The 11,935-nt window shown below is 71.4% G+C and carries 12 protein-coding genes; 6 read left to right on the top strand and 6 right to left on the bottom strand.

The features are described 5' to 3' along the window. Nucleotides 1-16: 16 nt before the first annotated feature. From ABZS40_RS12950 to ABZS40_RS12940, 3 genes are all read right to left on the bottom strand, one after another. On the bottom strand, nucleotides 17-772 hold the full coding sequence (locus ABZS40_RS12950; protein WP_354943477.1) for an EcsC family protein: 756 nt from the start codon (nucleotides 770-772) through the stop codon (nucleotides 17-19). 49 nt (nucleotides 773-821) lie between these two features. Beyond that, complete coding sequence (locus tag ABZS40_RS12945; protein ID WP_167457721.1) at nucleotides 822-968, bottom strand: hypothetical protein; 147 nt, start codon at nucleotides 966-968, stop codon at nucleotides 822-824. A 106-nt stretch (nucleotides 969-1,074) separates the two neighbouring features. Next, on the bottom strand, nucleotides 1,075-1,935 hold the full coding sequence (locus ABZS40_RS12940) for a peptidase M23 (protein WP_354943476.1): 861 nt from the start codon (nucleotides 1,933-1,935) through the stop codon (nucleotides 1,075-1,077). Nucleotides 1,936-2,355: 420 nt separating this feature from the next. On the opposite strand from ABZS40_RS12940, the gene ABZS40_RS12935 reads away from it, so the two are divergent. From ABZS40_RS12935 to ABZS40_RS12925, 3 genes are read left to right on the top strand one after another with little or no spacing between them, the layout of a single operon-like run. Continuing rightward, nucleotides 2,356-3,276 (top strand): PAC2 family protein, encoded by a 921-nt coding sequence (locus ABZS40_RS12935; RefSeq protein ID WP_354943475.1) that lies wholly within the window; start codon nucleotides 2,356-2,358, stop codon nucleotides 3,274-3,276. 37 nt (nucleotides 3,277-3,313) lie between these two features. Continuing rightward, nucleotides 3,314-4,111 (top strand): exodeoxyribonuclease III, encoded by a 798-nt coding sequence (locus ABZS40_RS12930; protein WP_354943474.1) that lies wholly within the window; start codon nucleotides 3,314-3,316, stop codon nucleotides 4,109-4,111. 17 nt (nucleotides 4,112-4,128) lie between these two features. After that, entirely contained in the window at nucleotides 4,129-4,446 is a 318-nt protein-coding gene (locus ABZS40_RS12925) for an antibiotic biosynthesis monooxygenase (RefSeq protein WP_354943473.1), read from the top strand. A 46-nt stretch (nucleotides 4,447-4,492) separates the two neighbouring features. On the opposite strand, the gene ABZS40_RS12920 is transcribed toward ABZS40_RS12925, so the two are convergent. Then, nucleotides 4,493-5,461 carry a zinc-binding dehydrogenase gene (locus ABZS40_RS12920; protein ID WP_354943472.1) on the bottom strand — a complete coding sequence of 323 codons (969 nt, stop codon included), beginning with the start codon at nucleotides 5,459-5,461 and terminating at the stop codon, nucleotides 4,493-4,495. Nucleotides 5,462-5,778: 317 nt separating this feature from the next. On the opposite strand from ABZS40_RS12920, the gene ABZS40_RS12915 reads away from it, so the two are divergent. After that, nucleotides 5,779-6,654 (top strand): alpha/beta hydrolase, encoded by an 876-nt coding sequence (locus ABZS40_RS12915; protein WP_354943471.1) that lies wholly within the window; start codon nucleotides 5,779-5,781, stop codon nucleotides 6,652-6,654. A 145-nt stretch (nucleotides 6,655-6,799) separates the two neighbouring features. Here the strand turns inward: ABZS40_RS12915 and ABZS40_RS12910 are convergent, their stop codons facing one another. Further along, the gene (locus ABZS40_RS12910) at nucleotides 6,800-7,465 is read right to left on the bottom strand and encodes a class F sortase (RefSeq protein WP_238658867.1); all 666 of its coding nucleotides are present in this window, start codon (nucleotides 7,463-7,465) and stop codon (nucleotides 6,800-6,802) included. 217 nt (nucleotides 7,466-7,682) lie between these two features. Continuing rightward, entirely contained in the window at nucleotides 7,683-8,450 is a 768-nt protein-coding gene (locus ABZS40_RS12905; RefSeq protein WP_354943632.1) for a hypothetical protein, read from the bottom strand. 208 nt (nucleotides 8,451-8,658) lie between these two features. Between ABZS40_RS12905 and trmB the strand changes: the two genes are divergently transcribed. Beyond that, nucleotides 8,659-9,288, top strand: coding sequence for a tRNA (guanosine(46)-N7)-methyltransferase TrmB (gene trmB / locus ABZS40_RS12900; RefSeq protein ID WP_354943631.1), 630 nt, complete (start codon nucleotides 8,659-8,661; stop codon nucleotides 9,286-9,288). Between the two features lie 112 nt (nucleotides 9,289-9,400). Beyond that, complete coding sequence (locus tag ABZS40_RS12895) at nucleotides 9,401-11,914, top strand: DUF3516 domain-containing protein (RefSeq protein WP_354943470.1); 2,514 nt, start codon at nucleotides 9,401-9,403, stop codon at nucleotides 11,912-11,914. Nucleotides 11,915-11,935: the final 21 nt, after the last annotated feature.

Below are 11,935 nucleotides of genomic sequence, written 5' to 3'. Positions count from 1 at the left end.
ACCGCCGGACGGGCCGTCAGGGTTGGCGCGGCTCCGGGACGGCGTTGCCGCGGGCGCCGTAGAGGGCCCGCGATCGCTGGGCGAGTTCCTTTGTAGCCGACGAGTTGGCCCAGGTGCCGAGCACGATGGCCGCGCCCGGGACGATCTTGGCGACCATCCGCTTCGCGGCCCGGACGCCGGCCATCTGGGCCAGCCGGATGCCGAGTTGCAGCATGACCCGACCGAGCGGACGCTGGCCGCCCAGACCGAAGAGCGCGTCGGCGCGTTCCCGGCCGGCGGCCACGCCGAGCGCCAGCCGGGCGCTCTCGGCCACCTTGTGCACCCGCTGGAGCACCAGGAGGTCGGTGGCCCGATCACTGTGCAGGGGGTCGACGTCGTGCGCGGCGGCGATGTGCAGCACCATCCGCGCCTGGGTCCAGGCCAGCACGCCCACGTCGATCACGGCACCGGGCAGCCCGGCCGCGCCGGAGACCGCGCCGGACAGTCGGGCCAGGTTGACGAACTTACGGGCCGCCTGGTCGGCCAGGACGTCGGCCGAAACCCCGGGCTGCTCGGCCCGGGCTCGGGCGGCCCACTGCACGGCTTCCGGCCCGAGGCGGCGCACCGCCTCCAGGGCCAGGTGCTCGGGCGCGTACTGCGGGTCGTCCCGCATCCGGTCCCAGAGCCGGGCCGGCGGACCCTCGGGGGCGTCCACCGGCCCGGCCGGCAGGTCGGCGGACGGCGGCGGAGTAGGGGCGGCGGGCTGGCCGCCAGCGGGCGGGGTGTCGGTCACCAGGTCTCCCCAGGGGTGGAAACGGTGGACAGGGCGGCCGATGGAGCGGTCAGCGGCGGCGGTTGGACAGCCGAGCCGCCAACCCCTTCAGCTTCTGCTGGTTGCCCGGCTTGGCCATCTCTCGACGACCTCGCTCGACCAACTGCTGCCCCTTCGGCGATCTCAAGAACGTGGTGATCCGCTGCATCAGTGACATGGCGTCCTCCTGTCGATGATCCCGTAGTCATGTGTACCCCGAACCCGCAACACATGTACCCGGGATGCGACAGCCTCAACCCTGACCGTCCATAGTGGGCGGTAGGTTACCGCCCCGCCGGCACGATGGCGTCAACGACCCGGGTGGCCCGCCACTCGTGCTGCTGGTAGTGCTCGGGGTACGCGGAGACCTGCACCGCCTGAGCCGCGTCGGTGAGCCGCATCCGCTGCCAGCCGGGCACCTGCTCCAGCGCGCTGAGGAACTGCCGGGTGGCGAACTCGGGGTCCATCAGCCGCCCCACCGGGCCCCAGCCGCTGCTGGAACGCTGTTGGAACAACCCGACCGAGTCGTGGTCCCAGCCGACGCCCTGGTGCGGATGGTCCTGCGACTCGGGCAGCACGCCGCTGGCCACGTTGTAGAGGTTGCTCTCCTGCATGGCGGTGGCCACCGCGATCACCAGACCTCGGCGCGGCACCCCCATCTTGCGGCCGGCGCGGACGATCGCCTCGGCGTTCTCCATCTGGTCCTCGTCCAGCCCGGCGACGGGCGCCGGGTCGGTCGGGCGAGCCGGGGCGACAGTGCGGGCCGGCGCGCTGGTGTCCGGGTCGGCGGGGCTCGCCGCCGCGGACCGGGCGGCGGCGGAGGTGCTCGGGGCAGCCGTGCGGTCCAGGGAACGGGAGGCGCTCCGCTGCTCGGCGCGCTGCGCCAGCTCGGAACTGGAGAGCGATCCACTCCGGGTCGCCGCGTCGGCGTCCTCGTTGCGAACCTGGACGACGGCGGTCAGACCGAGGCAGCACACCACGCCGGTGGCCAGCGCCACCTGTGCCCGGCGTCGACCGGTCAGGTCCCGGGCGTACGCCCGGAGCCGGCTCGCGGTGGTTGTCCGTTCGGTTGAGGTGCCATCCTCCGTATCGGCAGTGGGCCTGCTCGGGGCGTACGGGTCGTCGAGGGTGCCGTCGTCACGCATCAACCGAGGCTAGGCAGGTGCAAACCCTGATCACGCACGGTGATCACGTGGCGCTCGACACAGATCCGACCCGTACTGGTGGACGACCTGGGCGGGTCGACCCGCCCGGGGAACGGACCTCGCGTACCGGATGAAGCTGGCGGCGCACGCGGACCGGCACGGGCCGGGACAGCGGCGGACATCCGGCCGCCGAGCCTGACGTGATCGACAAACTCGGCCTTTGGGCCGAACCAGCCCTCGGCTGATCGGCCAAGAGGCTCGGCCTGGTGGCGTAAACAGCCGATAAGTCCGGTCACGCCCACCACCGGGCCAACGGATCGCCCGGCGCAGGAATGCACGAGGATGGCGGGTACGTTGCCCGAACGGGTGCCCTCCGTCGCGACGGCGCCCCGCAGGCACATTTCAGGGAGGTCCGCACCGGTGCTCGACCCACACGAGCTCTACCAGCTCACCGACGATCTGCCCGACCTCGGGCAGCCGGTCCTCATCCAGGCCCTCACCGGGTTCGTGGACGCCGGAAACGCCAGCCGACTGGCGCGTGAGCAGCTACTCACCTCGCTGGAGGGTCGGCCGATCGCCACCTTCGACGTCGACCAGCTCTTCGACTACCGGTCGCGACGACCGGTGATGACCTTCGTCGAGGACCATTGGGAGAGCGTCGACGCGCCCACGTTGGAGCTGCACCTGTTGCAGGACGACGACGAGACCCCGTTCCTGCTGCTCACCGGCCCCGAACCGGACCTGCAGTGGGAGCGTTTCGTGGCCGCCGTGGCAGGGCTGGCCGCCCGGCTGGACGTCCGGCTCACAGTGGGGCTCAACTCGATCCCGATGGCGGTCCCGCACACCCGGCCGACCGGCGTGACAGCGCACGCCACCCGCCCCGAGCTGATCGCCGGTTACGAGCCCTGGCTGCAACGCGTCCAGGTGCCCGGCAGCGTCGGTCACCTGCTGGAGTTCCGCCTCGGCGAGCAGGGCCGCGACGCGCTTGGCTTCGCCGCCCACGTGCCGCACTACGTGGCGCAGACCGAATACCCGGCGGCCGCCGAGGTGCTGCTCACCTCGGTGTCGCGCAGCACCGGGCTGCTGCTGCCCGGCGACGGGCTGCGCTCGGCCGCCGAGGTGGTCCGGGTGGAGATCGACCGGCAGGTCGCGCAGACCGAGGACGCCGCGGCCCTGGTCCAGGCGCTGGAGGAGCAGTACGACGCGTTCGCCCGAGGTCGTGGCGAGAAGAGCCTGCTCGCCCCGGATGCCGGCCCGCTGCCCACGGCCGACGAACTCGGCGCCGAACTGGAACGGTTCCTGGCCGAACAGACCCGTCCCGGCGACACCCCGGGCAGCTGACCGGGCGTCGCGGCGTCGGATACGGCAGGCTGGGGGCATGCGCCTGGCGACCTGGAACGTCAACTCGGTGAAGGCCCGCCTACCCCGGCTGCTGGAGTGGCTGGCCGACACCGGGCCGGACGTCGTCTGCCTCCAGGAGACGAAATGTCCGGACGGCGCCTTCCCGGTGGCCGAGGTCGGCGAGCTGGGCTACACCGTGGCCAGCCACAGCGACGGCCGGTGGAACGGGGTGGCCATCCTGTCCCGGGTCGGGCTGGGCGACATCCGGGTCGGGTTCGCCGACGAACCCGGCTTCCCCGAGCCCGAGGCCCGGGCCATCTCCGCCACCTGCGACGGGGTGCGGGTCTGGTCGGTGTACGTGCCCAACGGCCGGACACCGGACGACCCGCACTACGCGTACAAGTTGGCCTGGTTCGCGGCGCTGCGCGACGCGCTGGACGCCGAGCTGGGCGGCGGGTTGCCGCTGGCGGTCTGCGGCGACTTCAACGTCGCCCCGACCGACGCCGACGTCTGGGACCCGGCGGTCTTCACCCACTCCACGCACGTCACCCCGGCCGAGCGGGCAGCCCTCGCGGCGCTCCGCGACCTGGGCCTCAGCGACGTCGTGCCGACCCCGATGAAGGGCCCGCACCCCTTCACCTACTGGGACTACCGGGCCGGCATGTTCCACCAGAACAAGGGCATGAGAATCGACCTGGTGTACGCGTCCGCGCCGTTCGCCCGAGCGGTCCGCGCCGCGTACGTGGACCGGGAGGCCCGCAAGGGCAAGGGCCCCTCCGACCACGCGCCGATCGTGGTCGACGCGGACCTGGTCCCGGCGGTCGAGGCGTTCTGAGTGGCTAGGGTGGGCAGATGGCAGTCGTGAAGATCAACGCAATCGACGTCCCGCCCGGTGGCGGCGCGGAGCTGGAGAAGCGGTTCGCAGCCCGGGCCGGCACCGTGGAGAAGTCCCCCGGTTTCCTCGGCTTCGAACTCCTCCGTCCGGTGGCCGGTGAGACCCGCTACTTCGTCTACACGAAGTGGGAGAGCGAAGAAGCGTTCCAGGCCTGGGCCGCCGGTCCCTCGCGCGCCGCCCACGCCCCCGCGCCCGGCCACGAGCCCCGTCCCCCGGTCTCCACCGGAGCCAGCCTGCTGGAGTTCGAGGTGGCGCTCCACGTCCCCCAGCCCTAGCCGGGCGCCGATCGCCGAGTGTCACCGCAGCGGTCCGCAACCCGCCTCACGGAATGAGGAGGGCCTTGCCCGGGATCGAGCGCGCCTCCATCGCGCGGTGAGCCTCAGCCGCGGAGGACAGTGGGTACTCGCGTGCGATCACCGGGCGTATCCGTCCCTCCACCGCCTCGGTCATGGCCCTGCCCGCGAGCCGCACCATCTCCGGCGCCTCGAACTGAACGTCCGCAACACCGTACAGATCGATGCCGCGCGCCCGCGAACTCGGTAGATCCATGGTGGCGAACTCGCCACTCGCCGCCCCGTGGGCCGAGACCCGCCCGCCGTCGGCCACCAGATGAAAGGCGTCGCTGCCGAGCTTTCCCCCGACACCGTCCAGCAGCACATCGACAGACAGACCGCCAAGGGCTTCGCGTACCGCGTCGGTCCATCCGTCACCTGCGTAATCGACGACAGCGTCGGCGCCGAGCCGTCGTACCAGTGTGAGCTTGTCCGCGCCACGGGCCGCCCCCACGACCTGCGCGCCGAGACGGTGTGCGAGCTGAACAAGCAGCGGTCCCATGCCGCCCGCGGCCCCCAGGATCAGGACCCGGTCGCCCGGCTTGACGCCGACACCGTCGATGATGCCCATGGCGGTCACGCCGTCGTGTGCGAGACCAGCCGCCTCCCGCAGGCTCAGTCCGTCGGGGACCGGCACCAGCCGGTCGACGCTGACTCGAACCAGTTCAGCGTATGAACCCCGCGTCCCGGCACCCGCAACGACCTGGCGGCCAAGCCAGGACGCAGAGACGCCTGGACCGGTGGAAACCACAGTTCCCGCCGCTGCGCCGCCCGGAACGTACGGCGGGGTAACACCGAACATCTCACCCCAGCCGCCGCGGATCTGAGTCTCAAGGTAGATCGTGTCCACGGCCTCGGCCCGAACGATGACCTCCCCCTCCCTGGCTTGCGGATCGGGCAGGTCCACCAGGATCAGAACCTCTGGACCCCCGTACTCAAGAACCTGGATCGCCCGCACGTATGTCTCCGATCAGCCGCGGTCCAATGCTTCGGATCCGCTTCCACACCTCGTGTCAGCGACGCTAGGACCTAAATGTTGGTTGAAGTCAAGCGGGAAGCCGGGAGATCGATGGCGGAGTTCACGGGTACGTCGGGAGCCGCGCCAGCACACCCACAGATGTACCCAAGCCAGCACCGCAGCCGAATCGCGCCGGACCGGCTGTCTCCGTTGATAGCGTCGAGGCAGACCGAGCGGTAGTCGGCCACCAGGCGTCCTGCCAGCCATTGCACGCCGTTCGCTCGGGGCGCATCCCAAGGTGCGGGAGGCTTTCGGCCATGTTCGACGGGTTCGAAGAGTTCGACATCGAGACGCCCGGCGCGACGATCCACGGGCGCCGAGGCGGAAGCGGGCCGCCCGTTCTGCTGCTGCACGGCATCCCCGAGACGCACCTCATGTGGCACCGGGTCGCGCCACGGCTCGCCGAGAACTACACGGTCGTCGCCACCGACCTGCGGGGCTGGGGCGACAGCGGCAAGCCGCCGAGCAGTTCGGATCACGAGCCGTACAGCATGCGCGCCATCGCCCGCGACCAGATCGCGGTGATGCGGAGTCTGGGCCACGAGCAGTTCCGACTCGTCGGCCACGATCGTGGGGCCCGCTGCGCGTACCGTCTCGCGCTGGACGAACCCGACGTCGTCACCCGACTGGCGGTCATGGACGTGGTGCCCATCGGCGACGTCTACAACCGCGCCGACAAGACGTTCAGCCTCTCCTACTGGGTCTGGTCCTTCCTGGCGGCACCCGCGCCGGTGCCCGAGCAGTTCATCGAGGCGGCGCCCGCGGTGCTCGTCGACTTCATGCTCGACACATGGCCCAAGGTGAAGGACGCCTTTCCCGCGGAGGTCCGGGCGGCGTACGTCAAGCAGTTCAGCGACCCCGCCACGGCGCACGCGATCTGCGAGGAGTTCCGCGCGGCCGCGACGCTGGACTACCAGCAGGACGAGGCGGATCGCGGCAACCGGAGGATCACCTGCCCGGTTCTGTTCCTCTGGAGTCAACACGGCCAGGTCGCGAAGCTCTACGACGACCCGCTCGCGATCTGGCGGGAATGGGCCGACGACGTGCGCGGCGAGCCGGTCCCGGTCGGGCACTTCATCCCGGAGGAGGCCCCCGACGAGACCACCCGCCAGCTCCTGGCCTTCCTGAGCTGACGCCGACGCTGGCCCGCCGCCCGCCGCCGACGTGATCCACTCGGGTCCGAGGAAACCGGGGAGTCCCGGTCGGCCCCATACCGCGACTTCAATGATCCCGAGTCGATCAAACCTCGACGGGCGGATGGGCCAGCCGGGGTCGGTCTCAGGACTTGCGGGAGGACTGGAGGGTGGCGAAGGCGATGACGTTGTCGGCGTAGCCGGTGCGGCCCCCGATGAACTGCCCTCCGCACGTGATCAACCGCAGCCCGGGTGGCCCGTCGTGGCCGTAGATCCGCTCGGCGGGCAACTGGTCCTTCGGGAAGTGCTCCACGGTGTCGACCCGGAACACCACCACCGACTCGTCCGCCCGGGCCACCTCGATCAGGTCGCCGGGGTGCAGCTTGCCCAGGTCGTAGAAGACCGACGGGCCGGTCTTCGTGTCCACATGCCCGACGATCACCGCCGGGCCAGGCTCACCGGGTGTGGGCCCCCGGTCGTACCAGCCGGTCTCGTTGTGCCGTTCCAACGGCGGTACGGCGATCGAGCCGTCCCGCGCCTGCCCAACGGGCGCCACCGGCGCGGCAACCTTGATCGCCGGCACCGAGAGGCGCACCGGACGACTGGCCGACAGCCCGACCGACTCACTGCGGGCAGGTCGGTCACCGCCGGTCGGAGCCAGGTCGAACGGGCCGACCGAACGGCCCAGCCCCGCCCCGGTGGCGAAGACCCCGGCCAGAACCAACACCACGGCCAACGGTACGGACCAGGGGCTGCGGCCGGACGGACGGCTACGCCGAGGGGCTACGGCGGTCGGCGGACGCGCGGCCACCGGCGGGCGCTCGGGATCCGGTGGGCGCTGGCGATTTGGCGGGCGCTCGGGATCCGGCGGGCGCTCGCGATTTGGCGGGCGCTCGCGATTTGGCGGGCGCTCGCGATTTGGCGGGCGCTCGGGATCGGGTGGGCGATGGGCATTTGGCGGGCGATGGGCATTTGGCGGGCGTGAACCGGCCGGCGGCGGCGTGGGGCGGAAGATCGTCATGGCGGGCTCAGCGACGCGCTGCGGCTCGGGGGCGGCGGAACGCCATCACGGCGAGGATCAGCCCGGTGATGATCAGTGCCGCGCCGCCGGGCAGAAGCAGCTTGCCGGTCATCCCACCGGTGCTCCCACCGAAGCCGGTCGCCGGACCACGGCTGGGCTGGACGGGGACCTTCTTGACCACCTGAAGCATCGTCGAGGCGGTCTCGCCGTCGCGGCACTCCAGCTTGACCCGGTAGTTGCCGGGGCGGGTGCGCTCGCGGACCATCGGCGCGGCCGTGAGCACCCCGCGCTGCGGCTGCACGCCGACCGCCCCGAAGGCGTCGGAGACCACTGTTGCGCCCACCGAGTTGTCCCGACAACTGGCTCGGATGCCGACCAGGTAGCCGGGCTGGACCGTGCTGGGGCTCACCTCGACGAAGATGTCCACCGCCGGCGTCGGTTGGGGCGCTCCACCGGGCGGCCCCTCCGGCTGCGGTGCGGGCGCGGCGACGACGGCCCGCTCGGGCACGGGCGTGACGGCAACAGCCTGCTCGGGCACGGGCGCGGCGACGACAGCCTGCTCGGGCACGGCAAGAACGCCACCAGGCCGCTCGGGCACGGGAAAGACGGCGACGGCAGGCTGGGATGCGGCAAGGGCAGCGGCGGCAGGCTGGGATGCGGCAAGGGCAGCGGCGGCAGGCTGGGGCGCCGCGAGGGCCGGCGTGGCGGCCAGCAGGGGGCCGGCGAGCACTGTCACCAGGGACAGGGTCACGACGCCGCGGGTCACTGTCACGATGCCCCCTCTCGACGCCGTGCGGCCCGGCCGGGCAGTGGAGCACCCGACCTGCCGTACCAGTTGGATCCTCTCATTTCCGGTCGCACATCACATCCGATCCGCCGCCAGCGTCGCGTACGCTCGGGTCGCTGTGACCGCCACCGACCATGACCCCGCCGTCCCGCCCGCGAGCCGGACGATCCGCACGTTCCACCCCCGCCGGGGTCGGATGAGCGACCGGCAGACCGACGCGCTGAGCCGGCTCTGGCCCGCGTACGGCCTGGATGTGCCGGACGGACCTGTGGTGCCCGTCGACCTGGCCGACCTGTTCGGCCGCCGGGCGCCCGTGGTGCTGGAGATCGGCTCGGGCATGGGCGACACCACCGCTGCGATGGCTGCCGCCGACCCGGATCGAGATTATCTGGCGGTCGAGGTGCACACGCCGGGAATCGCCAACCTGCTCCACCTGGTGGAGCGTGGTGGCCTGCGCAATGTGCGGGTGGCGCAGGGTGACGCGTTGTCCCTGGTCAGCGGCTTGCCCGATGGTGCGCTGGACGCCGTGCACGTCTTCTTCCCGGACCCGTGGCCGAAGTCCCGCCACCACAAGCGGCGGATCATCCAGCCGGCGCACGTGGCGCTGCTGCGGTCCCGGCTGCGCTCCGGCGGCATGCTGCACTGCGCGACCGACTGGGCCGAGTACGCCGAGGCGATGCGGGAGACCCTGGAGGCGGACCCGGAGCTGGTGGACGCGTACGGCGGCTTCGCGCCGCGTCCGGCGCACCGCCCGGTGACGAAGTTCGAGCGGCGGGCGATCACTGCCGGTCGGCCGGTCGCCGACCTGCTGTACCGCCGACGGTGACCGGCGAAACGCCCGAACCGGAACACGGCGGGGCGTTCGGGATGCCTGGACGGGGGTCCGGTGCGGTCCGGGTTGGCGTACCGGGGCATGATCCAGGCACCATGGACAGGCTATGACGCTCACCGCCGCGCTGCCGACAAGCGCCGACCCCGACACCCTCTTCGACGCATTCGCCGGCTGGGCGAAGGAGCGCGGCCTCGACCTCTACCCCCATCAGGAAGAGGCGGTCATCGAGATCGTCTCCGGCGCCAACCTGATCATGAACACGCCCACCGGCTCGGGTAAGAGCCTGGTGGCGATCGCCGCGCACTTCGCGGCTCTCGCCGACAGCCGGACGACCTTCTACACCGCGCCGATCAAGGCGTTGGTGTCGGAGAAGTTCTTCGCGCTCTGCGAGGTCTTCGGCGCCGAGAACGTCGGCATGCTCACCGGCGACGCCAGCGTCAACGCCGACGCCCCGATCATCTGCTGCACCGCGGAGATCCTGGCGAACCTGGCGCTGCGGGAGGGCACGAAGGCCGACGTCGGCCAGGTGATCATGGACGAGTTCCACTTCTACGCCGAACCCGACCGGGGCTGGGCGTGGCAGGTGCCGATCATCGAGCTGCCGCAGGCCCAGTTCATCCTGATGTCCGCCACGCTGGGGGACACCACCCGCTTCGTCGACGACCTGACCCGGCGCACCGGGCGGCCGACCGCCGTCGTACGCACGGCGGAGCGGCCGGTCCCGCTGATCTTCTCGTACGCGATGACGCCGCTGCACGAGACGCTCGAGGAGCTGCTGGAGACCAAGCAGGCCCCGGTGTACGTGGTGCACTTCACCCAGGCCGCCGCGCTGGAACGCGCCCAGGCGCTGACCAGCGTCAACGTCTGCACCCGCGCCGAGAAGGACATGATCGCCGAGGCGATCGGTGGTTTCCGGTTCACCGCCGGCTTCGGCAAGACGCTGTCCCGGCTGGTCCGGCACGGCATCGGCGTGCACCACGCCGGCATGCTGCCCAAGTACCGCCGCCTGGTGGAGACCCTCGCCCAGGCTGGTCTGCTGAAGGTCATCTGCGGCACCGACACCCTCGGCGTCGGCATCAACGTGCCGATCCGCACCGTGCTGTTCACCGGGCTGTCCAAGTACGACGGGATCCGTACCCGGCTGCTGAAGAACCGGGAGTTCCACCAGATCGCCGGGCGGGCCGGCCGGGCCGGCTACGACACCATCGGCCGGGTCGTGGTGCAGGCCCCGGAGCACGTCATCGACAACGAGAAGGCCCTCGCGAAGGCTGGCGACGACCCGAAGAAGCGACGCAAGGTGGTCCGTAAGAAGCCGCCGGAGGGCTCGATCGGCTGGGGCCAGCCCACCTTCGACCGACTCGTCGACGCCGAGCCGGAGACACTGACCTCCAGCTTCCAGGTCAGCCACTCGATGCTGCTCAACGTCATCGGCCGGCCCGGGGACGCGTTCACAGCGATGCGGCACCTGCTCACCGACAACCACGAGGAGCCCGTCGCGCAGCGCCGGCACATCCGACGGGCCATCGCCATCTACCGGGCGCTGCGCGCCGGCGGGGTCGTCGAGGAACTGCCCGAGCCGGACGAGACCGGCCGGCGCATCCGGCTCACCGTCGACCTCCAGCTCGACTTCGCCCTCAACCAGCCGCTCTCCCCCCTCGCGCTGGCCACCATCGAGCTGCTCGACGCCGAGTCCCCGTCGTACGCGCTCGACGTGCTGAGCGTGATCGAGTCGATCCTCGACGACCCCCGGCAGATCCTCTCCGCGCAGCAGTTCAAGGCGCGCGGCGAGGCGGTCGCCGCCATGAAGGCCGAGGGCATCGAGTACGAGGCGCGCATCGAACTGCTCGACGAGGTGACCCACCCGAAGCCCCTGGCCGAGCTGCTGGAGGCCGCGTACGAGATGTACCGGCAGGGGCACCCCTGGGTCGCCGACCACCAGCTCTCCCCCAAGGCCGTCGTCCGCGACATGTACGAGCGGGCCATGACCTTTACCGAGTACGTGCAGTTCTACGGGCTGACCCGCTCGGAGGGTCTCGTCCTGCGCTACCTGGCCGACGCGTACAAGACGCTGCGCCAGACCGTGCCGGAGGACGCCAAGACCGAGGAGCTGATCGACCTCATCGAGTGGCTGGGCGAGCTGGTCCGCCAGGTCGACTCCAGTCTCATCGACGAGTGGGAACGGCTGCGCAACCCGTCCGACGTGGCCGAGGTCGCCCAGGCGCACGCCGCCCTGACCGATCGGCCGCCGGCGGTGACCCGCAACGCGCGGGCGTTCCGGGTGCTGGTGCGTAACGCGCTGTTCCGCCGCGTCGAACTGGCCGCGCTACGCCGCTGGGACCTGCTCGCCGAGTTGGACGCCGAGGACGGCTGGGACTACGACGCCTGGGCCGACGCGCTCGCGCCGTACTTCGAGGAGTACGACTCGATCGGCGTCGGGCCGGACGCCCGAGGGCCGGCGCTGCTCATGATCGAGCAGGGGCGGGAACGGTGGACCGTCCGCCAGAGCTTCGACGACCCCAACGGCGACCGCGACTGGGGCATCAGCGCCGAGATCGACCTGGTGGCCTCGGACGAGGTCGGCGCGGCGGTCGTGCGGATCACCGACGTCGGCCAGCTCTAGGAAGGGCCTCGACCGAGTTGA

The organism is Micromonospora sp. NPDC005324 (assembly GCF_040607155.1).
Taxonomy (GTDB): Bacteria; Actinomycetota; Actinomycetes; order Mycobacteriales; family Micromonosporaceae; genus Micromonospora; species Micromonospora trifolii.
This window is presented reverse-complemented; position numbering and strand designations above follow the sequence as displayed.